This window comes from Sphingomonas fuzhouensis (assembly GCF_034659795.1).
Taxonomy (GTDB): Bacteria; Pseudomonadota; Alphaproteobacteria; order Sphingomonadales; family Sphingomonadaceae; genus Sphingomonas; species Sphingomonas fuzhouensis.
Genome location: NZ_JAXSQY010000003.1, coordinates 353,861 through 375,701 on the forward strand (window position 1 = coordinate 353,861; position 21,841 = coordinate 375,701).

The window sequence follows — 21,841 nt, forward strand, 5'->3', positions numbered from 1 at the left end:
ACCCCTTCAGGCTGCCGGCCGCTGGTCGGCGGGGATTAGATGTTCGATCGTCGCCTTCATGGCGGCTTCACCGGTTTCGCGACCGACCTTCACGCCCATCGGGAACAGGCGTCGTTGCAATTCGGGCATCACCGCCAGGTTCTTCTGGCCCAGCGGCGTACCGTAAAAGGCCGCGAGATCGCGCAGTTCGGCCGTGGTGAAGGCGCGCGCGTATTCCCGATCGGTCGCGGCGCGCATTTCCGGGTAACGCGCCCGAAACGCCTTACCGAAACGCTCGGCAAAGTCGCGCTTGAACGCGGCCATCCGGTTTGGATCGGACAAGGCTTCACGAAGCTTGGCGGGAATCTGGTTGTTATGCTCCAGCCCGTCGAACAGCTGGCTGGTCGCCAACGGGATCATCTGGGCCATGATCAGGTCATATTGCCGCTCGAGGCCCATTTTGGTCATCAGCGCGTCGGCCGCCGCGATCCGCTCGGGATCGTCTTGCGCCGCCGGAGCCGAGCCAGCCTGCGCCGAGACCGGCGCGGCCAACAGCAGCGCCAAGAAAGCAAGCGTGCGCATCACGCGGCCACCTTCTCGCGCGCGCCGGTCTTGGCCCGCGCCTTCAGCCACTGGTGCATCGCCTTGGCCACATCGCGGCCGTCACGGATCGCCCACACCACCAGCGAGGCGCCGCGCACGATGTCGCCCGCGGCGAACACGCCGTCCAGGCTGGTCATCAGCGTGCGGCCATCGACCAGCACCGTGCCCCAGCGGCTGACGCCCAGCTCGGCGGTGCCGAACAGGCTCGGCAAATCCTCGGCATCGAAGCCCAGTGCCTTGATGACCATGTCCGCCTCCAGCAGATGGTCGGCACCCGGCTCGGCCTCCGGCGCGCGGCGGCCCGAAGCGTCCGGCGCACCGAGGCGCATCTTGGCGGCGCGGACGCCCGTCACCGTGTCCCCGCCCTCGAAACCGAGCGGTGCGGAGAGCCAGACGAACTCGGCACCTTCCTCCTCGGCATTGGCCACTTCGCGCTGCGAGCCCGGCATGTTGGCCCGGTCGCGGCGATAGAGGCACTTTACCGACTTGGCGCCCTGGCGGATCGCGGTGCGGACGCAGTCCATCGCGGTGTCGCCGCCGCCGATCACGACGACATTCTTGCCCGCCGCGTTCAGCGCGCCGCTCTCGAACGCCTCGACGGTGTCGCCGAAGCTCTTGCGGTTGGAGGCGGTCAGATAGTCGAGCGCGGCGATCACGCCGTTCGCGCCCGAACCGTCCACATCCACATTGCGCGCCTTGTACACGCCGGTCGCGATCAGCACCGCGTCATGGCGGCGGCGCAGTTCCTCCAGCGTCGCGTCCTCGCCGACCGCAAAGCCCTCATGGAAAACGATGCCGCCCGCCTTCAGCCGCTCGACGCGGCGCATGACGACGGGCTTTTCCAGCTTGAAGCCGGGGATGCCATAGGTCAGCAAGCCCCCTGCCCGGTCGTGCCGGTCATAGACATGCACCTCATAGCCCGAGACGCGCAGATATTCCGCCGCCGTCAGGCCCGCAGGCCCCGCGCCGATCACCGCGACCGACTGGCCCCGCTCCGGCCCCGGCACCAGCGGCTCGACCCAACCTTCTTCCCAGGCGGTGTCGGTGATGAACTTTTCGACCGAGCCGATCGTGACCGCGCCGTGACCCGAAAACTCGATGACGCAATTGCCTTCGCACAGCCGGTCCTGCGGACAGATGCGACCGCAAATCTCGGGCATGGTCGAGGTGGCGTTGGACAGCTCATAGGCTTCGCGCAGCCGCCCCTCGGCGGTCAGGCGCAGCCAGTCGGGGATATGATTGTGCAGCGGGCAGTGCACCGAACAATAGGGCACGCCGCATTGCGAGCAGCGCCCGGCCTGGTCCTCGGCCGCCGGGGGCGCATAACGCTCGGCGATTTCGCGGAAATCCTCCGCGCGGGTCTCTGCGGCCCGCTTGGCCGGATAGGCCTGATCGCGGCCTACAAACTTCAGCATAGAATCGTTCGCCATATGCGCCTCCGAAGATGCGGATATTGCGCGAACGACCCTATGTCACCTCAAAATCGACATATAGGCAAGCTATGCTTACCTATTAAAACGCCCTTTTGCCGGTCTTGACCGGTTATTGCGATCGACCCGCAACAAAATAGGTCCGATTTGATATCAATGCAGCGTCAGCAACGCCAGAGCCAGGCTGCCCGCGACGATTCGATACCAGGCAAAGGGCCCGAAACCGTGACGCCCGACGATACCGACGAACCAGCGCACCACCAGCAACGCGACGATGAAGGCGACGACGAAGCCGATCGCGATTTCGAGGGGGCCGACGCTGTTCCCGGCGCGCATCGCATCGAGATGCCCCGCCGTCTCCACGACGCTGGCGCCCAGCATGGTGGGAATGGCGAGGAAAAAGCTGAACTCCGCCGCCGTGCGCCGCTCGACACCCAGGGTCAGCGCACCCAGGATCGTCGCGCCCGAGCGGCTGACGCCCGGAATCATGGCAAGGCACTGGAGAAAGCCGATGCCGAGCGCGGTCTTGGCCGGGACCGCCGCGATGCCGCGGGTATTGCCGGGCTTCACCAGCCGCTCGATGACCAGGATCGCGATGCCGCCGACGATCAGCGCGACCGCGACGACCTTGGGTTGGAGCAGCAGCGCCTCGATATGCTTCTTCGCCAGCACGCCGATGACGGCGGCGGGGATGAAGGCGATCAGCAGGTTGCGCACGAAGCGGATCGAGCCGGGATCGCGCCTGGCGAGGCCAACCATGACCGTCCAGAAGGTCCGCCAATAGAGGACGACCACCGCCAGGATCGCGCCCAGCTGGATGACGATATTGAACATCTGCCACCGCGCATCGTCATAGCCGAGCAGCGCGCCCGCCAGGATGAGGTGGCCGGTGGACGACACCGGCAGGAATTCGGTGACCCCCTCGACAATGCCGAGGATGATGGCGGCTATCAGATCGTTCACGCGAGTCCCCAAATAAAAAGCCCCGCCGCCATAGGGCGACGGGGCTGCAAGCGAAACGACAAAGCGTCGCCCCGGCGGCGACTCAGGCCGCCAGCGTCTCGGTCCGCCGCCCGAACCGACCCGCCTTGCGGAAACGGACCAGATATTCGGGCGCGACCGTCGCCAACGGTTCGGGCGTGACGCCCAGCGCGGCCAGCCCCGGCGCACCGGCGGCAACGACATTGTCCTGCTGCAACATCAGCCACTGGTCCCAGCTGATCGGCGAGCCCGGCAGCCGCGCCAGCAACGCACCGGCAAAGTCGGGCAGCTCGACGAAGTTGGGCTTGCGCCCCAGCGTCTTGGCGATCCAACGGATCAGTTCGCCCATCGACAGTATGTCGGGGCCACCCAGTTCATAGATGTGGCCGCCATGCGCCTCGGGATCGCGCAGCGCGGCGGCGACCGCCTCGCCCACATCGCCCGCAAAGACCGGCTGGAACTTCACGCCCGCGCGCAGGATCGGCACGATCGGCGCCGACACCATGCCCGCAAAGCGGTTCACGAACTGATCCTCGCGTCCGAACACGATCGAGGGACGCAGGATGGTGGCGTTCGGGAAAGCCTGGCGCACCGCCGCCTCGCCTTCGCCCTTGGACCGCGCATAGGCCGCCTGCCCATTGGCATCCGCGCCGATCGCCGAGACATGGACCAGCGCCCCCACCCCGGCGGCCCGCGCCGCCGCCGCCACGGTGCGCGCGCCATCGACATGGATGGCCTGCATCTTGCCGCCCATCACGCCGACCAGATTGACGACCGCATCCGCACCGTCGACCGCGCGGGCGATCGTGTCCGGCCGGGTGATATCGGCGGCCACGAACTGGGTCTGACCCAGCCCGCCTTGCGTGCGCAGGAAATAGGCTTGGCGCGGATCGCGCTGCGCCACCCGGACGCGCGTCCCGTCGCGCATCAGTTCGCGTGCGACATAGCGGCCCAGAAAGCCCCCGCCGCCGATCAGCGTCACCAGCTTGTTCGTCATGACCGTCCTTATCCGCCAAGTTTTTTTGTGCACCGCCCCTTTGCCTCGCAAAAAAGCCGTTGACAAGGATTCGAACCCTACCCTAAAGGCGCGGGCCTACCCCGTGCCCAGATGGCGGAATTGGTAGACGCACCAGCTTCAGGTGCTGGCGATCGCAAGGTCGTGGAGGTTCGAGTCCTCTTCTGGGCACCACTCCTTCCCAAGGCTCCAAGAGCCTGGGAATGGCGGAAAACCAAGACTTTCTACCAACGTCACCGTGCGACAGCGCGATGACGAAGTCTTGGCTGCTACCGCCGTCATGGGCGCCGGGACGCGCCCGTCCTTTCCCCCTCGGACATATTGAATTCGACCTTTGGATCAGGCGACGATCATTCCGTCGTGAACCAGGCCTGATGCCGCATGCGCGAAGCTTTGATCGGCTTCGACCGCTTCGCCGACGATCAGCATGGCGGGATCGTGGGCGCTGATCGCCTCGACCAGAAAGGCCAGCGAGGACAGACGCCCCCGAATGATTCGTTCATTGGGCAGCGAGGCGTTGACGACGACGAGGACCGGCGTGTCGGGGCTGCGCCCGGCGGCGACCAGCTGCTGCGCCACGGTCGCGGCGGCGGCGCGGCCCATATAGATGGCGAGCGTCGAATCGGTCGCCGCCAGCGCCTGCCAGTCGAGGTCGAGCGTCGCCCCCGCCTGGGCATGGGCCGTGACCAGGGTCAGGCGGCGCGCCACGCCGCGCAACGTCAGGCTGGTTCCGGCCGAGGCGACGGCGGCGCTGGCGGCGGTGATGCCGGGGCAGATGCGCACCGATATGCCCGCCGCGCGGCAGGCGGTCACTTCCTCCGCCGTACGCCCGAAGATCGCCGGGTCGCCGCCCTTCAACCGGACGACGCGCTTGCCTTCCAACGCCGCCGCGACGATCAGCGCGTCGATCGTCCGCTGATCCTTGGAATGGCGGCCCGAGCGCTTGCCGACGCTGATCCGCTCGGCACGGGGGCCGATCAGGTCGAGGATGCCGGGGCCGACCAGCGCGTCGTAGAAGACGATGTCGGCGGCGGCGATCAACCGCTCCGCCTTACGGGTCAGCAGGTCGGGATCGCCCGGCCCTGCGCCGACCAGCCAGACCGAACCGGCGGGAAAATCGTCATGCGGCATGGTTGGTCTCCTCGGCGAGCAGGCGGGCGAGTGCGGGGCGGCACGATCCGCAATTGGTGCCTGCGCCCAAAGCGGCTCCGATCGCGGCGACATCGGCCAGACGCTGGTCGCGGATCGCCGCGACGATGGTGCGCATCCCGATATCGAAACAGGCGCAGACGATCGCACCGCGATCCACCTGCACCCCCGGCGCGCGTCCGGCGAGCAGGGTCGGCGCGGCCTCCGCCTCGGCGAGCTGGCCGATCAGCCAGTCGCGGCTCGGCAATTCGCCGCTCTCGGTTACGAACAACGCGGCGACCAGCCGCCCGCCCGACAGGATCGCGATCCGCCTTGTGCCGCGCGCGGCATCGATCGCCTCGATCCGCGCGCCGCCGGGCAGGCTCGCTTCCAGCTTCACCGGATCGCCATCGCCCGCCAACTCCCACAGGCTGCCCGCCGGAACCGCAACGCGCGTCGCCCAGAGGCATTTGGGGGTGCGCACCGGCTCGCCGGCGACGATCAGGAAACCGCGCCAGCGGGGCGCAACCGCCGCCAGCCGCGCCGGGGTTTCCTTGAACCCCGGCTGGCCCGAGACGGGATCGACCAGCGGACGCGGCAACAGGCCGGTGCGCCCGCCGCTCGAGGTGCGGTCGGTCCAGTGGATCGGCGTGAAGATTTCCCCCCGCCGCTGCGCCGGGGTGACGCGCACGCGGTAGAGGCTGTCGCCCTGCGGCGTGGCCACGCGTGCCAGTCCGCCGTCTGCGACGCCCAACTGCGCGGCATCCTCGGGATGCACCTCGACCAAAGGCTCCTCGCGGTGCCGGGCGAGCTTGGGGGCCAGGCCGGTGCGGGTCATGCTGTGCCACTGGTCGCGATAGCGCCCCGTGTTGAGCGTCAGCGGCCAGGCGGCGAGCGGGCCGGAAATCGCCTTTTGCGTGACCGTCACCATCCGCGCGCGACCATCGGCAGTCGGGAAGCGACCATCGGCAAAGGGTGTGCCGCCCCAGCGGAACGGCGCCATCGCGTCATAATCCGCATTGCCAACGCTCGACCGGCCGGGCAACGCGAAGAGGCGCGCGCCGTCATTCTCATAGGCCGACAAGCGGCAATGCTCGCGCCAGATCTCGGCGGGGCGGTCATAGGCGAAACCGGTCTTCCACCCCATGCGGCGGCCGACTTCCTTGACGATCCACCAGTCGGGCTTGGCCTCACCGGGCAGCGGGAAGAGCGCGCGCTGGCGGCTGATCGTGCGGTCGGAGTTGGTGACGGTCCCGTCCTTCTCGCCCCAAGCGGCGGCGGGCAAGCGGACATGGGCATGGGCGGAGGTGTCGGTATCGGCGATCACGTCGCTGACTACCACGAAGGGACAGGCGGCCAGCGCCTCGCGCACGCGGCCCGCATCGGGCATCGACACGGCGGGGTTGGTCGCCATCACCCACAGCGCCTTGATCCGCCCCTCGCCCAGCGCCCGGAACAGGTCGACCGCCTTCAACCCCGGCTTGTCGGCGATGGTCGGCGCGGCCCAGAAACGCTGGACGCGGGCGCGGTTTTCGGGGGCGAAGTCCATATGCGCCGCCAGCGTCGAGGCCAGCCCACCCACCTCGCGCCCGCCCATCGCATTGGGCTGTCCGGTGATCGAAAAGGGCTGCGCGCCGGGCTTGCCGATGCGCCCCGTCGCGAGATGGACGTTCAGGATCGCATTGACCTGATCGGTGCCGGTCAGCGACTGATTCACCCCCTGGCTGAACAGGGTGACGGTGCGCGGGGTGGCGGCGAACAGCTCGTAGAAGCGGCGCAGATCGGCAGGCGACAGGTCGCAGGTCTTGGCGACCGACCAGAGATCGCTCCCCTCGCCCACCCGTTCCCAGAAATCGGCCGGGACGGACAGGTGATCGGCGAGGAATGCAGCGTGGAGCGCCCCCGCCTCGCGGCACCAGGCGAGCAGGCCGTTCATCAGCGCCACGTCGCTGCCGGGACGCAGCGGCAGGTGCAGGTCGGCCTCCTCCGCCGTCTCGGTACGACGCGGATCGATCACCACCAGCTTGGCGCCCGCGTCGCAACGGGCGCGGATACGCTGATATACGATGGGGTGACACCAGGCGGTGTTGCTGCCGACCAGCACGATCAGGTCGGCGGCGTCGATGTCTTCGTAGGATGCAGGCACCACGTCCTCGCCGAACGCGCGGGTGTGGCCCGCCACCGCGCTCGACATGCAGAGCCGCGAATTGGTGTCGATATTGGCCGAGCCGATGAACCCCTTCATCAGCTTGTTGGCGACGTAATAGTCTTCGGTCAGCAACTGGCCGGAGACATAGAAGGCGACGCTGTCCGGGCCATGCTGGGCGATGGTGTCGCGGAAGCGTTTCGCCACCAGGTCCAGCGCCTTGTCCCACGACGCGCGGCGCTTGCCGATCATGGGCGCGAGCAGGCGACCTTCGAGGCCGACCGTCTCGCCCAGATGCGTGCCCTTGGAGCAGAGCTTGCCGCGATTGGCGGGATGGTCGGGGTCGCCCTCGATCGTGACGCTACGCTCGCCGGTCACGGTCGCGCGGATGCCGCAGCCGACACCGCAATAGGCGCAGGTGGTGCGGATCATAGATCCTCCCCGCTCGCGGGGAGGGGGACCAGCCGCAGGCTGGTGGAGGGGGACTTCCGCAGGCGGGTCGCTCGCGGCGATCCACCTCCACCACGGCCTTCGGCCGCGGTCCCCCTCCCCGTGCCGGGGAGGATCATCACGCCGCCGCCTTCAGGGTGCTGGCGCGGCAGATCAGCACGCGGCCGCCGCTGATCTTCACCGGCACGACCGGCGTACAGCCCTTGTCCTCGCCCAGTGCCTCGCCGGTCGACAGGCTGATCCGCCAGTTGTGCAGCGGACACGCCACCGCGCCGCCGTGCACGATGCCCTGGCTCAACCGGCCATGCTTGTGCGGACAGCGGTCGAGCAGCGCGAAGACCTTGTTCTCGCCGGTGCGGAAGACGGCGATGTCGTTACCGCCCTCGACCTGCACCGTGCGGCTGCCGCGCACCGGGATTTCGTTGACCCAGCCGATATCGAGCCATTCGCCAATCATGCCATCTCTCCAATCGGCTGGAATCGCGCCATCGGCGCATGGATTTCGCGTTCCTCGCCCGCGACGCGCGCGGCCCAGGGATCGTCTTGCGAGAATTGCTGCGAGTAGAAGAAGCGGTGGGCGAGTTCCGCGCGCGCCTCTTCATCGGGCAGCAGCCGCGACTGGATATAGGCCAGCCCCACCCGCTCGATCCACGGCGCGGTGCGTTCCAGATAGCGCGCCTCTTCGCGATAGAGCTGGATGAAGGCGGCGCACATCTCCATCGCCTCGGCTTCGGTCGCGACCTTGCACAGCAGGTCGGTGGCGCGGACCTTGATCCCGCCATTGCCGCCGACATGGAGTTCATAGCCCGAATCAACGCAGACCACGCCGAAGTCCTTGATCGTCGCCTCGGCGCAGTTGCGCGGGCAGCCGCTGACCGCGATCTTGAACTTGTGCGGCATCCACGACCCCCAGGTCGCACGCTCCAGCTTGACGCCGAGGCCGGTCGAATCCTGCGTGCCGAAGCGGCACCATTCGGAGCCGACACAGGTCTTCACCGTGCGCAAGGACTTGCCATAGGCATGGCCGCTGACCATCCCGGCCGCGTTCAGATCGGCCCAGACGGCGGGCAAATCCTCCTTTTTGATGCCGAAGATGTCGAGCCGCTGGCCGCCGGTCACCTTGACCATCGGCGCGTTGAACTTCTCGACCACATCGGCGATCGCGCGCAGCTCCTTCGGAGAGGTGATGCCGCCCCACATGCGCGGCACGACCGAATAGGTGCCATCCTTCTGGATGTTGGCGTGCATCCGCTCGTTGACGAAGCGGCTCTGCTGGTCGTCCTGATATTCGCCGGGCAAGGCGCAGAGCAGATAGTAGTTGAGCGCGGGGCGGCAGGAGGAACAGCCGTCAGGCGTCGACCAGTGCAGCTTCTGCATGACTTCGGGGATCGACTTCATGCCCTGCGCCACGATCTCGCGGCGCACATCGTCATGGCCGAAGCTGGTGCATTTGCACATCGTCTTCAGCCCCGCCTCGACCTCGTCGCCGAGCGTAAGCGCGAGCAACGTCTCGACCAGCCCGGTGCACGAGCCGCAGCTTGCCGACGCCTTACAGGTGGCGCGAACCGCATCCAGGCTGTGCGCTCCTCGCGCGATGCACGAGACGACCTGGCCCTTGGTGACGCCGTTGCAGCCGCAAATCTCCGCCGTGTCGGAGAGCGCCGCAACGGCCGCCTTAGGGTCCGCTTGCCCCCCTCCCGAGGCGAAGGCCTGGCCGAAGATCAGCGCGTCGCGAATGTCGCCGACGCTCTCGCCTTTTTTGAGCAGATCGAAATACCAGTTGCCGTCGGCGGTATCGCCGTACAGCACCGCACCGACGATGCGGTCGTCCTTGACCACGACGCGCTTATAAATGCCGCGCGACGCGTCGCGCAGCACGATGTCCTCCGCGCCGTCGCCGCCGCCGAAATCGCCCGCCGAAAAGACGTCGAGCCCGGCGACCTTCAGCTTGGTCGCGGTGGCGGTGGGGCGATAGCCGGACGGGCTACCGGTCAGCGCATCAGCGAGGCTGCGGCACATGTCCCAGAGCGGCGCGACCAGGCCATAGACCTGCCCGTCATGCTCGACGCACTCACCGACCGCCAGGATGCGGGGATCGGAGGTGACCATATGGTCGTCCACCTTGATCCCGCGCCCGACCTCCAGCCCGGCGGCGCGGGCCAGCGCGACCGAGGGGCGGATGCCGACCGCCATCACCACCAGGTCGGCGGCAATCTCGCGCCCGTCCTTTAGGCGGATCGCCTCCACCTTGCCGTCGCCCAGGATCGCGGCGGTGTCCGCGCCGGTCAGCACGGTCTGGCCGCGCGCCTCCAACGCCTGTTTGAGCAGCCAGCCCGCCGCCTCGTCGAGCTGCCGCTCCATCAGCGTCGGCATCAGATGGAGGACGGTGACGGTCATGCCCCGAAGGGAAAGGCCGTGCGCCGCTTCCAGTCCCAGCAGGCCGCCGCCGATCACCACCGCACTGCCACCCCGCTCGGCGGCGGCGAGCATATGCTCGACATCCTTCATGTCGCGAAAGCTGATGACGCCGGGCAGGTCGTGGCCGGGCACCGGGATGATGAAGGGATCGGAACCGGTCGCGATCAGCAGCCGGTCATAGTCCAGCACCATGCCGCTCTTCGCGGTGACGGTGCGCGCCTCCCGGTCGATCGCAGTAACCGGATCGCCGCTGACCAGGGTGATGCCGTTATCGGCATACCAGTCGAGGCCATTGATGACGATCTCATCGAACGTCTTCTCGCCCGCCAGCACCGGCGACAGCATGATCCGGTTGTAGTTCACCAACGGCTCGGCACCGAAGATGGTGATGCGGTAGCGGCCGGGATCGCGGGCCAGCAGTTCCTCGACCGCGCGGCAACCGGCCATGCCGTTGCCGACGACGATCAGGTGCTCGCGGGTGTCGACCTTCGCGGGGGTGACGACTTCGTGTTTCATCGGTTCGATCCGTGGAAGAGGAAAAGCATCAGATCCGCACGCCCTCGGCCGCGCCCCAGCTGCGGCGCCAGCGGGTCTTGACCAGCATCAGGCCCGCCAGCGCGACCAGCGCGAGGGCTGCGAAGATCAGGAAGCCGCCCGAAAAACTGCCGGTCCACTGCTTGGCAAAACCCAGCGAGGAGGCGAGGTAGAAGCCGCCGATCCCGCCCGCCATGCCGACGAGGCCGGTCATCACGCCGATCTCGGCGGCGAAACGCTGCGGCACCAACTGGAACACCGAGCCGTTGCCGACGCCCAGCGCCAGCATGGACAGCACGAACAGCGCCAGCGAGGCGGCAAAGCCATCGACCATCGCCACGCCGGTCAGCGTGACGGCGGCGGCGGCGAACACCACCATCAGCGCCTTCACGCCGCCGATCGCATCGGCCAGCGCCCCGCCCATCGGCCGCACCAGCGACCCGGCAAAGACGCAGGCCGCCGTGGCGTAACCGGCCTGCACCGGGGTCAGTCCGAACCGATCGGTGAAATAGATGGGCAGGCTGGCGGCCAGACCCACGAACCCGCCGAAGGTGACGGCGTAAAAGCCCATCAGCCACCAGGCATCGGCCTGTTTCAGGGGTGCAAGATATTCGACCAGACGCCGCGGCGGCGGCGCGCCCGGCGCGTCCTTGGCCATCATCATATAGGCGAAGAAGACGAGGGTCAGCGGCAGGCAGGCCAGGCCGAGAACCGCGTTCCAGCCGAACAGCTTGGCCAGCGCGGGCGCGAAAAGTGCTGCCAGCACCGTGCCCGAATTGCCCATGCCCGCCAGGCCCATCGCCTTGCCCTGATGCTCGGGCGGATACCAGCGGCTGGCAAGCGGCAGCGCGATGGCGAAGCTCGCCCCCGCAAAGCCCAGGATGACACCCAGCGCCAGCGTGCCGCCAAAGCTGTTCACCCCCAGCACCCAGGCGAAAAACAGCCCGCCGATGACGATCAACTGGCTGATCGCGCCCGCCCGCTTCGGCCCGATCCGGTCGACCAGCAGCCCGTTGACGACGCGCAGCACCGCACCCGCCAGCGTCGGCACCGCGACCATCACTCCCTTTTGCGCCGGGGTCAGCCCCAGGCTGGCGGAAATCTGCGGCGCGAGCGGGCCGAGCAGCACCCAGACCATGAAGGCCAGATCGAAATAGAGGAACGCCGCGATCAGGGTCGGCGTGTGGCCGCTCGACCAGAAACCGCCGTCATCGCCCGCTTTCGCCGCTTTGCCGTCATCCCAGATTGCCGTCGCCATCGTGCCGCCTCCGTGGGGCTCAGGGCCCAAAACGAAAAAAGCCGCCAGGACGCGGGGCCCTTCGCGGGTCGCATCCTGGCGGCTTCGTTGCCTCCAAGCGGAAAGCGGGGTCGTCCCGCTTCCGCCAGCGCGCCGCCCCATCGTTGGAGTGGCCTGCGCTGCTATCTCGTGCCCGACGCCATTGCCGGACGAGTCGAAAACTGCCTGATTCGCGGGTGCCGCGCAAGAGGCTTTCGCAAATGCAGCAAAACTGAATCCATTCCTCCCCTGCAAGGGGAGGTGGCAGGGCGAAGCCCTGACGGAAGGGTGTCACCCTCTCGATAGCGGGACACCCCTCCGACGCGCTGCGCGCGCCACCTCCCCTTGCAGGGGAGGAATTTCAGGGAAGTCCCGCCAGATACCCCGGAATATCATCCGGATCGAAGGCCCGCCCGTCGAAGAACCGGTCGCTGCCCAGCACCAATCGCCCCTGCGTCGACCCCGCCCCGATCGGCTCGACCAGCGCGCCCTCCAGCTTGGAACTGGCGCCCGGCAACGGCGCGCCCGATCCGGCCAGCGCGGCGCGGTACAGGTCGGGGCGGAACACGCCTTGGGCGGTGGTGGCATCGGCGGTCGAAAAGGGCAGCCCGTCCCATCGCACCATCTGCGCATAGAGCCAGCCCGCCTGGCTGCGCCACGGGAAGTTCGCCGCCTCGCGATACTGGAACATGAAGTCGGGATAATGGACCGGCTCGCCGCCCGGCACGACGCGGATACGGTCGGTGATCGCGCGCAGGATCGCGCCCACCGGCGCGTCGAGATAATGGGGCCGGGACAGGATTTCGGCGCTCTGCTCCACCGTCTCGGGGTCGATGAAATGCGCCGCCGCCGCGTGCAGCGCACGGATCAGCCGCAGCACCGCATCGCGCCGTTCGTCGGCGTGATCGGTGCGCATCGCCAGCACCTTTTCCACGCCCCGCCGCCAGATCTGCGCCGTCGCCAGCGCGATCCGGCCTACCCCACGATCGACCGCGATCGAGTTCCACGGCTCGCCGACACAAATGCCGTCCACCTCCCCCGCCGCCAGCGCATCGGCGGCGAAGGGCGGGCTGGTCACGACGATATCGACATCCACATCCGGCCGGATGCCGACCCCCGCCAGCCAATAGCGCAGCATGTAATTGTGGCTGGAATGACGGTGCACCACGCCGAAGCGCAACCGCTGCCGCGCCGCCACCTCGCGCAAGGCCGCCCCCACCGCGATCGGATCGCCCAGCCCCTCGCCCAGCCCGCACGCCTCGCCGAGCGCGGTCGAAAAGGTGATCGCATTGCCGTTCAGCCCCAAGACGAAGGGCACCGCCATCGGCACCGCCGGGCGATCGCGGCCCAGCGCAGTGGCGATGGCAAGCGGCGCGACCATGTGCGCAGCGTCGGTATGCCCATAGAGCAGCCGGTCGCGCACCGCCGCCCAGGTGACGTCGCGCACCATCTCGATGCCAACGCCCTGCGCCTCGGCAAAGCCCAGCTCATGCGCCAATATGGGCAGCGCGGCGTCGACCAGCGGCACGAAGCCGATGCGGAACCGGTCGACACTCACGGCACATCTCCCATCAGCGCCTCGCTGGTCACGATCGCATCGGCCACCTCGACGATGCGCCGGTTGGACTGCATCGCATGGCCGCGCAGCAGCGCATAGGCGGCGGGCTCGTCGATCCCGCGCCGGCGCATCAGGATCGCCTTGGCCCGGTCGATCGTCTGGCGGTCGGCCAGCGCGGTCTTGGCCTCGGCCAGTTCGGCCTGGAGCCGCGAAAAGGCCTGGAAGCGGCGGATCGCGACGTCGAGCACCGGCTTGATCCGCTGCTTGGCCAGGCCATCGACGACATAGGCCGACACCCCCGCATCGACCGCCGCCAGCGCGCTTTCGGCATCCGACTGGTCGACGAACATCGCGATCGGCCGATCGAGCGCGCGCGACATGGCGAAGAAATCCTCCAGCAGGTCGCGGCCGGGATTTTCCAGATTGATGAGCACCACCTCGGGCGCGCATGCCTCGATCTGGCGGACGATCGGCCCGGCGGGGTCGATCAGCACCTGATCGTCCAATCCGGCCTCGCGCAGTCCTTCGGCGATGATCGCCGCGCGCGTCGTGCTGGTGTCGATGATCGCGATCCTCACGGGCGGATGGACTAGCCCGAAAGCCGCGCGTCATCCAGCCCGGACGAAGACGACTGCCATGACGATTTTTTCAGAATCATCCGGCCCACCTGTTGCCTTGCCGCTTCCGCCCCGTATGAGACGTTGCAACATACCACATCACCGGATTTTCCCGATGGCCGTCACCGACCGTTCCCCTCGCCGTTTCCGCTTCGCTGCCCTCGGGTTGGCCATGGCCTCCTGCGCTACGCCCCTTTGCGCCACCGCGCAGGAAATCGGGGAAGAGGAAACGGCGGCGAAGCGGTCGGACATCGTGGTCCTCGGCACCCGCCGCTCGGTCGATCGCACCCTGTCCTCCGACCCCGCCACCGCGCGCATGTCGCAGTCCAGCCGCTCGTTGGAGCAGGACGTGTTGCAGGCGGCGGGCACCTATCGCCTGAACGACGCGCTGGAGTTGGTCAGCGGGTTCAGCCAGCAGAATAATCGCGGCGGCGTGCTCGACAATTTCGCGATTCGCGGCTTTCTGGGGACGCCCGATGGCGGCGCCGAATTCTATGTCGACGGCTTCATCGCCAATCGCGGCATGGTGCCGCCGCGCGACCCCGCCACGGTCGAGCGGATCGAGGTGCTGAAGGGCCCGGCGGGGGCGATCTTCGGCGATGTCGATCCGGGCGGCCGGGTGAACATCGTCTCGAAGATGCCGCGCTTCACCCCCTCTGCGCGGCTGACCGCGACCTATGGCTCGTTCGACACGCGCCGGGTCGAGGCGGATGCCACGGGGCCGCTCTCCGACACCTTCGCCGCCCGGATCGTCGTCGCGGCGGAGGATAGCGACGGCTGGCGCGATACCGTGTCGCTCAAGCGGCGGGTCGTATCGCCCTCGCTGACCTGGCGCCCCAGCGACTCGCTGCGCCTGACCTATCTGGCCGAGTTCATGCAGTTCGACACGCCGTTCGATCGCGGCATCCCGGCGGTGGGCGACGATGCCAATGCCCTGCCCCGCTCCAACTATTATGGCGAGCCGTCCAACGGCCTCACCCGCTTCCGCAATGAACGGCACCAGCTGACCGGCCTGGCGCAGCTGGGTGGCGGCTGGACCCTGAACGGCGGGATCGTCTGGCGAACGGGCTCGCTCAAGGGTTTTTCGGCGGACCAGTCGCGCATCGTCGGCACCCAGGTCTGGCGCCAGCGCCGCTCGCGCGACTTCGTGATCGACGACCTGGCCGCGCGGCTGGAGCTGGCCGGGACGGTCGGGCGGCACCAGCTGAGCCTGGGGCTCAAGGGCTATCGCATGACCTATGGCGAGCGCTGGATGCGGCGCAATCCGTCGGCGGCCTTTCCTTACGCGGTCGACCTCTATGATCCGGCGTCGACCTATGGCGGCACCGCCGCGCCGCTCTTGCCCTTCACCAACAATGACGAAAATCGCTGGGCGGGCACGATCTACGTCCAGGATATGTGGGCGGTGACCGACCGGCTGACCCTGGTCGGCGGCGCGCGGATCGATCCCTATCGGCAAAAGATCGTCAACAACCGTACCGGCAGCGTCGGGCAGATCGTCGACGAGCCGGTCAAGTTCCGTGCGGGCGCCCGTTATGCGGTGGACGATCATATCTCGGTCCATGCCAATTGGGGCCAGTCCTTCCTGCTCAATTCCGGCACGGGCCGCACCGGCGAGGGATTCCAGCCCGAGGAAGCGCGCGGCTATGAAGTCGGCATCGCGGGCCGCTGGGCCGGGCTGGACCTCGGCATGACCTGGTTCGACATCGCCAAGAGCAACATCCTGACCACCGATCCGGTCGATCCCGGCTTCAACGCGCCGGTCGGCCGGATGAACAGCCGGGGGATCGAGGCGGATGCCTCACTCCGCATCGCTCAGCGGTGGCAGGTGATCGCCAACTATGCCTGGGTCCATGCCCGCAACGACGACAAGAGCTTCGCCACGCCGGCGGTGCTCGGCGTGCCCGCGCATTCGGGAACGGTGCTGGTCGTCCACCGCCTGCCCGTCGCCGGGCGCGACTGGCAGTTGAGCGGCGGCCTCGCCTATGTCGGCGACCGCGCAGGCTCGCTCGACGCGACGCCGCTGGTCCTGCCCTCCTATGTGAAGGCCAAGGCGGCGGTCGAGGTGCCGGTCAGCGACCGGCTGCGCTTCCGGCTGGAGGCGGACAATCTGTTCGACGCGCGCTATGCCGCCAGTTCGTACAGCCGATTGTGGATCTATCCCGGCGCGCCCCGGACGGTGCGGGCGTCGCTCCGGCTGGAGATTTGATGTCTTATTCCTCCCCTGGAAGGGGAGGTGGCAGGCCGACAGGCCTGACGGAGGGGTGTCCCGCTATCGAGAGGGTGACACCCCTCCACCATGCTTCGCATGTGCGCGAGCGAGATGGTGCCCCCGGCACCATCTTGACGTGCCGGGGGCACGTCAAAGCTCGCACACCCTCCCCTTGCAGGGGAGGAATGAACTCCGCCCCTCCAAATGAACCATCGCGCCCCCTCTGCGTAGCCACCCCGCAACGCCATGTTTCGGGAATGCCGCGATGAACCACGCCCACCTACCACGACCGCCGCTGATCCTGGGCGCGGCGGGTGTGCTGCCGCCATTGCTCTGCGTCACGCTGGCGCTGATCGCCCCCACGCTGATCCTGCCCGTGACGATCGGCGGAGCGCTCTATGCCGCGCTCATCCTGTCCTTCCTGGGCGGCATGTGGTGGATGGAGGCGCTGCTTCGCCATGACGAGCGGGGCTGGCCCTATCTGGTTGCGGTGCTGCCCAGCCTGATCGGATGGGCGCTGGTGTTGCCGCCGCTGCTGGTGGGCGGTTCGATCCAGGCCGCGCTGATCCTGCTCGGCCTGGTCATCATCGTCACACCGCTCGCCGATGCCCGTGTCGGCACGGCGATGCGTGATATCGCGGGATGGGCGCGATTGCGCTGGGCCCTGTCGTTGGGGCTAGGCGGCCTGACCATCGTCCTGGGCCTCATCGCGCCGCGCTGAACCCTCAGGTGGTGTCTTCGCGGGGCACGGGACCGGGCGCCCGCGCCTCGTCCTGCTCGCGCGCCTGCGCCTTTCGCCGCTTCAGATTTTCCCGGAGCGCCGCCGCCAGCCGCTCCGCGCGTTCGTCCTTTGCCATGGCATTTCGCATAATCCGCACAAAGGGCGCTTGACAATGCCCGCCCAATCGTCTCTAGGCGCGCTTCCCGCGGTGAAACGCGAGTGCTGCCGTAGCTCAGTGGTAGAGCGCATCCTTGGTAAGGCTGAGGTCGTGAGTTCAATCCTCACCGGCAGCACCATTTTCCTTCTGTTTTCAGTGAGATAGAACAGTCCCTTCGGGGCAAAAGCGCCGAGGCCTGTGCGCGGGAAATGGTACGGGTAATTTTATCCTCAGAGCGTGACCACTTAGCTCGGACGGAATCAGACGGCCCTCGGCTGTAGGACCCCACGTATGGTTTCCACGGCTTCCGAATAGCCGGTCTGCGTGAGCCTGTACCCGGCCTTGGAGTCTCCCACGAGACGCTTCTCAGCTTTCAGCTCGCCCAGCCTATTCCGTACCGAGCCGCCGCTGCGACCGCTCATAGTGCGCAGTATGTCTGCTGAACCGACCCGCTGAGGGTAGTGGCTGTGTAAGAGAATCAATATCTCGCCACGTACCGACGCATCCGCGTGTACTAGGCGAACACCATCAATCTCCTCAACCAACGTGCCGACCGGCGTCTGGACAAGCTCTATCAGCGCCCCGGCTTCTTCCATGGAGACGCCAGTAGCGTTGCGAAGGAGTTCAGCCATGATCCACGCCGCGCCCTCGTGCGCTAGTGCGAGGTCGAAGCGATTTGGATCGACTGGGTTCTTGTGAGCAATGTTCCGCTTGTTGCGAAGCGTGTAGATGAAGCGAGCGAGCCTCGCACCGCACACCCGAATGCCCTCAGGCAAAGCAGATTGATTTTCGGCGTGCTTGCTCAAATAGGCGTCAACGTCGGGCTTCTCGTCGTATTTGCCCGTTGCGAGTTTCTGCAGGCACTGGACGAATACCTCCACGAACTTGCCCGCCACTGCCCGCTCAAGAGTGAGGGTGGCAGCATCGCGCCGAAGTTTGATAAAATCGGCGACTAGCTCGCTCCCGAGCTCAGTCGTCAGATACCCGCTCAAGGCTGCCTTAAGTCTACCCTCATCCACGAATCATGGCTTCCACGGCCTTGATGCCCGCTACCGTAACCTTGAACGTCTTACGTGCCTGCCGAGCCTTGCCCGACTTCTTTAGCTGGAGTGCCAATGCAGGCTTCTGGGCTTTGAGCGTTTCCAGCGCGGACGTGATGTTCGCGATGCCCTCCCCAAGGTTTTTGAGTTCCTTGTTGATGGCGAAACCGTCAAAGCTCTCTCCGCCCTGACAGACTTGGAGCCAGTAACCGCCGACGAGCGCTTTGTCCGCCTGCGTCTTGGGCTGAGCGGCGTCGCACAACTCCGCAAACGTACCAAAACTTGCCAAGTCACCCGGCGCATGAACCGACGTGTCTTCGTTCTCTTCCGTCGACTCGTCTTCAATCACGGTGTGTTGATTGGCACTACCCTTCGCTGCCCGGGGAATAGACAGGCCTAGACGATTAGCAACGTAGTCCATTACCCGTTGCTGGGCGCCCTCTTCACTGAGCGGCTTCAGAGCGGAGAACACCGCCTGCATCGCTGCAAACTCATCGTCTACGTCGGTTTGAATTTCTGCCACGATTCGCCTCCTTTTGGGCAGAGCATATGTTTGCACGATCTTCCGTGCAAGCCTTGTCGTCATATGAGGTGAGCAGGCCTTAGCAAGTTCTGGTGAACAGTCAGCGAACAGAGTGGCGATTAGTGGCTGCTTTGAGATTCATCCAAAGCGATTGAAGAATGAACATGCAGCGGCATGCTTAAGTCACTTCTTGGATTTTGGATATTTTATCATTCTATCTCAGACGTTTAGAATTGACCACAAGAATACGTTGCATGTTTTCTCCTGACTTGCTAGGAGAACCTTACAGCAAAACGCAAGATACACGGCGTAAGGACTGGCGTCCGTGGCCCTCTTCCGGCACTCAACGCACAGCCGGTGGCCCGGGCCGGAGCTGTGGAAGTCGCCACGACACCGCAGCCAGGCCCGGCGCGTTGTGGTGCCGGGATTGCCGTCGAGGTCGCGGGAGTCTCGACCGAACTTAAGGCGCGTCTGGTCCGCCAGCAGGCGGTCTACCTTAAGCTTGGCGTAGTGCATGATAGTGCCGGCAGCGGCCGGGTTCGTCGCCCGCGCTGATCCGCGCGCTCCCGAGCGTCTGCGAGGATGCTCTCCGCCTGCGCCTCCAGCTTCTGCCGTTCGACAGTCATGCGCGGCCCGCGGGCGACACCTCCACCACCATCTGCGTGAAGCCTAGCGCGACGGCCTGCGCGCGGGTGGCCTGCTGGCGCGCCGTGTAGCTGCGGTGACCTGCTGGACGTCGGTCAAACCGCCGCCCACGACGATGTCGTCGTCAAAGCCGATCTGGACCTTCTGCCCCGCACTGCGCCGGGCATTCACTGCGTCGACCCGGGCCTGAAGTTCGGCGCGGCTGAGGTTCGTCGCGAGGCGGCCGTCGCTGCGGATGGAGTCGGCCAGCCCCAGATCGCCCAGCAGCGCCTGTTTGGGCTCGGCAATCACCGGTCTGGCGGCCTTGGCCCGCGCCACGCTCGCCTGCACCACCGATCCGACGGTGGAGGCGATGACATCGGGGAGCGCGGACAGGATGTTGTCGCCGAAGCTCGTGTCCTGGGCAATGCTGCGCGTCGCGGCGTTGGCGATGGCGCCTGCCGTGCCCGCCACCAGCGTACCGGCGATATCACCCGCCGACAGCGAGAGTCGGTTGACGCCGAGCGCGTTGCCGACCGCCGTCGATACGCCCGCTCCGATGCCCGCCGCTGCGACGCCCGCCCAGCCGAACCGGCGTTGCAGACCGGTGGCGACGCCGATCCCTTGCGTGATCGCACTGCCCGCAGCCCCGCGTGCTGCCGCGCTCAGCGCTTCGCTGCCGCCGATCGTGCCGGGGATGACCTTGGTCAAGGCGCCTGCGACCCCGCCGCCGATCGCGGCAAGCGCCACGCTTTTGAACGAAAATTTGTCCTGTATGCCTGTCGCGATGCCGACCGCCTGGCTGGCGACACTGCCCGCCCCCAGCGAACTCACGCTCGGTACAAGCGCCGCAACCGCGGCCGTCAGGGCGCGAGCATGGTTCCCCAGCACGTCAAGGAGGACGCATCAGATGCTTGATTTAAATCATCCCGCCGACCGGGATATCCACCGCAGTTGGGTGCGCACCCCCAGCTTCGCCCAAGGCGCAAGCTGCGGTCGCGCCATAACGCTTCTCAAAGCCTTGCGCGCCAGCACCGTCGATACTCGCTTCGTCTATATCGCGATCAGCAGAGCGCGAATAGGTGCGACCACTATCCTACAACCGCGCCGACGTCACTGAGCTGGCCCCCGTTTGGCCGGACGGATTCAAGCCTAAGAAGGAGGCTTGGGGCTATCCCCTGAGCATAGGCTTATGTCCGTGTCCGAGATCATCACCGACGGCGGTCGGCGTCGTCACTGGGGTTCCACCGAGAAGCTGAGGATCGTTGAGGAAACGCTCGATGGTCGCGAGAGCATATCGGTGGTGGCGCGCCGCAATGGCGTGGCCCCGAACCTGCTGTACCGCTGGCGGCGGCTGATGCTGGAAGGCGGAAGCGTCGCGATCGTCGGCGACGATGACGTAACCAGCAACCGTCAGGTCCGTGAGATGGAAGCCCGCATCCGCGAACTGGAGCGCCAGCTCGGCCGCAAGACGCTGGAGGTCGAGATACTGAAGGAGGCGCTGGAGCGCTCGCGCCCAAAAAAAGCGAGCTTGCTCATGCACTCGCCGCTGCCGGAGACTATCCGGTGAGCCTGGTCGCCAGCACGCTCGGCGTCGGACGCTCGACGGTGTACGACCGCCTGACCGGCAGCACCAAGACGCGCGGGCCATACACGAAGGCCGACGACGCGGACCTGTTGCCCCGCATTCGCCAGATCGCCGCGCAGCGGCCAACATACGGCTACCGCCGCATCGCGGCGGTCCTCAATCGACAGCAGCGCGCCGAAGGACTGGTGCCGGTCAACCACAAACGCGTCTACCGCATCATGGCAGCCAACCGCCTGCTGCTGGCGCGGCGCTATACCGAGCGAACCGATTACGGTCATGACGGCGTCGTGGTGGCGATCCGCTCGAACCTGCGCTGGTGCTCGGACGGGTTCGAGTTCACCTGCTGGAACGGCGAGGTCGTGCGCGGCGCCTTTATCATCGACGCCCACGACCGCGAGATCATCGCCTGGCACGCCGTCACCAATGCCGGCATCAGCGGTTCGGACGTGCGCGACATCATGCTGGAAGCCGTGGAGGCCCGCTTCGGCGGTATGCGCACGGTCGCGCCGGTTGAGATGCTGTCCGATAACGGCTCGGCCTATACCGCCCGCGAAACGCGGACCTTTGCCCGGCAACTCGGGCTCAAACCCTGCTTCACCCCTGTCCGCAGCCCGCAATCCAACGGCATCTCCGAAGCCTTCGTGCATACCCTCAAACGCGATTACGTCCGCGTCTCGTCGCTACCCGATGCACTCACCGCGTTGACATCGCTTGCCGGATGGATCGAAGACTACAACGACAACCACCCTCATTCAGGGCTCAAAATGCGTTCCCCGCGCGAGCATCGCGCAATGGTTTCTGCAACCGCTTGAATCCGTCCGGCCAAACGGGGGCCAGATCA

Annotated in this window: 18 protein-coding genes and 2 tRNA genes; 5 read left to right on the forward strand and 15 right to left on the reverse strand. The window is 66.8% G+C overall.

Annotated features, from left to right (window positions below; genetic code table 11):
* Positions 1–6: 6 nt before the first annotated feature.
* The 4 genes from U1H82_RS09855 to U1H82_RS09870 all read right to left on the reverse strand — a co-directional run bounded on the left by U1H82_RS09855 (position 7) and on the right by U1H82_RS09870 (position 3,990).
* Positions 7–561, reverse strand: coding sequence for a DUF2059 domain-containing protein (locus U1H82_RS09855; RefSeq protein ID WP_322964751.1), 555 nt, complete (start codon positions 559–561; stop codon positions 7–9).
* The gene (locus tag U1H82_RS09860) at positions 561–2,012 is read right to left on the reverse strand and encodes an NAD(P)-dependent oxidoreductase (protein ID WP_322964752.1); all 1,452 of its coding nucleotides are present in this window, start codon (positions 2,010–2,012) and stop codon (positions 561–563) included. The genes U1H82_RS09855 and U1H82_RS09860 overlap by 1 nt, the downstream gene beginning before the upstream one ends.
* 153 nt (positions 2,013–2,165) lie before the next feature.
* On the reverse strand, positions 2,166–2,975 hold the full coding sequence (locus U1H82_RS09865) for an undecaprenyl-diphosphate phosphatase (RefSeq protein WP_322964753.1): 810 nt from the start codon (positions 2,973–2,975) through the stop codon (positions 2,166–2,168).
* Positions 2,976–3,057: 82 nt separating this feature from the next.
* Positions 3,058–3,990 (reverse strand): complex I NDUFA9 subunit family protein, encoded by a 933-nt coding sequence (locus U1H82_RS09870; protein WP_322964754.1) that lies wholly within the window; start codon positions 3,988–3,990, stop codon positions 3,058–3,060.
* 105 nt (positions 3,991–4,095) lie between these two features.
* On the opposite strand from U1H82_RS09870, the gene U1H82_RS09875 reads away from it, so the two are divergent.
* Positions 4,096–4,182 (forward strand) — tRNA-Leu (locus U1H82_RS09875).
* 165 nt (positions 4,183–4,347) lie between these two features.
* On the opposite strand, the gene cobA is transcribed toward U1H82_RS09875, so the two are convergent.
* The 7 genes from cobA to U1H82_RS09910 form a co-directional block, all read right to left on the reverse strand.
* Positions 4,348–5,139: a uroporphyrinogen-III C-methyltransferase gene (cobA, locus tag U1H82_RS09880; protein WP_322964755.1), complete on the reverse strand. Its 792-nt coding sequence runs from the start codon at positions 5,137–5,139 to the stop codon at positions 4,348–4,350.
* Positions 5,129–7,714 carry a molybdopterin-dependent oxidoreductase gene (locus U1H82_RS09885; RefSeq protein WP_322964756.1) on the reverse strand — a complete coding sequence of 862 codons (2,586 nt, stop codon included), beginning with the start codon at positions 7,712–7,714 and terminating at the stop codon, positions 5,129–5,131. The genes cobA and U1H82_RS09885 overlap by 11 nt, the downstream gene beginning before the upstream one ends.
* A 136-nt stretch (positions 7,715–7,850) precedes the next feature.
* Positions 7,851–8,189: a nitrite reductase small subunit NirD gene (gene nirD / locus U1H82_RS09890; protein WP_175310516.1), complete on the reverse strand. Its 339-nt coding sequence runs from the start codon at positions 8,187–8,189 to the stop codon at positions 7,851–7,853.
* Positions 8,186–10,666, reverse strand: coding sequence for a nitrite reductase large subunit NirB (gene nirB, locus U1H82_RS09895; protein ID WP_322964757.1), 2,481 nt, complete (start codon positions 10,664–10,666; stop codon positions 8,186–8,188). The genes nirD and nirB overlap by 4 nt, the downstream gene beginning before the upstream one ends.
* 28 nt (positions 10,667–10,694) lie before the next feature.
* On the reverse strand, positions 10,695–11,942 hold the full coding sequence (locus U1H82_RS09900) for a nitrate/nitrite transporter (protein WP_322964758.1): 1,248 nt from the start codon (positions 11,940–11,942) through the stop codon (positions 10,695–10,697).
* Positions 11,943–12,321: 379 nt separating this feature from the next.
* A complete protein-coding gene (locus U1H82_RS09905) occupies positions 12,322–13,518 on the reverse strand; it encodes an ABC transporter substrate-binding protein (RefSeq protein ID WP_322964759.1) in 1,197 nt (398 codons plus the stop codon).
* A complete protein-coding gene (locus U1H82_RS09910) occupies positions 13,515–14,096 on the reverse strand; it encodes an ANTAR domain-containing response regulator (protein WP_322964760.1) in 582 nt (193 codons plus the stop codon). The genes U1H82_RS09905 and U1H82_RS09910 overlap by 4 nt, the downstream gene beginning before the upstream one ends.
* Positions 14,097–14,307: 211 nt before the next feature.
* On the opposite strand from U1H82_RS09910, the gene U1H82_RS09915 reads away from it, so the two are divergent.
* A complete protein-coding gene (locus U1H82_RS09915) occupies positions 14,308–16,344 on the forward strand; it encodes a TonB-dependent siderophore receptor (protein WP_322964761.1) in 2,037 nt (678 codons plus the stop codon).
* Positions 16,345–16,612: 268 nt separating this feature from the next.
* Positions 16,613–17,068, forward strand: coding sequence for a DUF3429 domain-containing protein (locus U1H82_RS09920; protein WP_322964762.1), 456 nt, complete (start codon positions 16,613–16,615; stop codon positions 17,066–17,068).
* A gap of 4 nt (positions 17,069–17,072) precedes the next feature.
* Here U1H82_RS09920 and U1H82_RS09925 read toward each other — a convergent pair whose 3' ends face one another.
* The gene (locus U1H82_RS09925; protein WP_322964763.1) at positions 17,073–17,204 is read right to left on the reverse strand and encodes a hypothetical protein; all 132 of its coding nucleotides are present in this window, start codon (positions 17,202–17,204) and stop codon (positions 17,073–17,075) included.
* A gap of 85 nt (positions 17,205–17,289) precedes the next feature.
* On the opposite strand from U1H82_RS09925, the gene U1H82_RS09930 reads away from it, so the two are divergent.
* Positions 17,290–17,364, forward strand: a tRNA-Thr gene (locus tag U1H82_RS09930).
* Positions 17,365–17,485: 121 nt separating this feature from the next.
* Here the strand turns inward: U1H82_RS09930 and U1H82_RS09935 are convergent.
* The 3 genes from U1H82_RS09935 to U1H82_RS09945 form a co-directional block, all read right to left on the reverse strand.
* Positions 17,486–18,244 (reverse strand): hypothetical protein, encoded by a 759-nt coding sequence (locus tag U1H82_RS09935; RefSeq protein WP_322964764.1) that lies wholly within the window; start codon positions 18,242–18,244, stop codon positions 17,486–17,488.
* Positions 18,237–18,788 (reverse strand): hypothetical protein, encoded by a 552-nt coding sequence (locus U1H82_RS09940; protein ID WP_322964765.1) that lies wholly within the window; start codon positions 18,786–18,788, stop codon positions 18,237–18,239. The genes U1H82_RS09935 and U1H82_RS09940 overlap by 8 nt, the downstream gene beginning before the upstream one ends.
* 669 nt (positions 18,789–19,457) lie before the next feature.
* Positions 19,458–20,246 carry a hypothetical protein gene (locus tag U1H82_RS09945; RefSeq protein WP_322964766.1) on the reverse strand — a complete coding sequence of 263 codons (789 nt, stop codon included), beginning with the start codon at positions 20,244–20,246 and terminating at the stop codon, positions 19,458–19,460.
* A gap of 358 nt (positions 20,247–20,604) precedes the next feature.
* Here U1H82_RS09945 and U1H82_RS09950 point away from each other — a divergent pair.
* Positions 20,605–21,812 (forward strand): IS3 family transposase gene (locus U1H82_RS09950; RefSeq protein ID WP_445977869.1). Its coding sequence is split into 2 segments (ribosomal slippage): positions 20,605–20,938 and positions 20,938–21,812, totalling 1,209 coding nucleotides; the frame shifts between segments, so codons are not numbered across the junction.
* Positions 21,813–21,841: the final 29 nt, after the last annotated feature.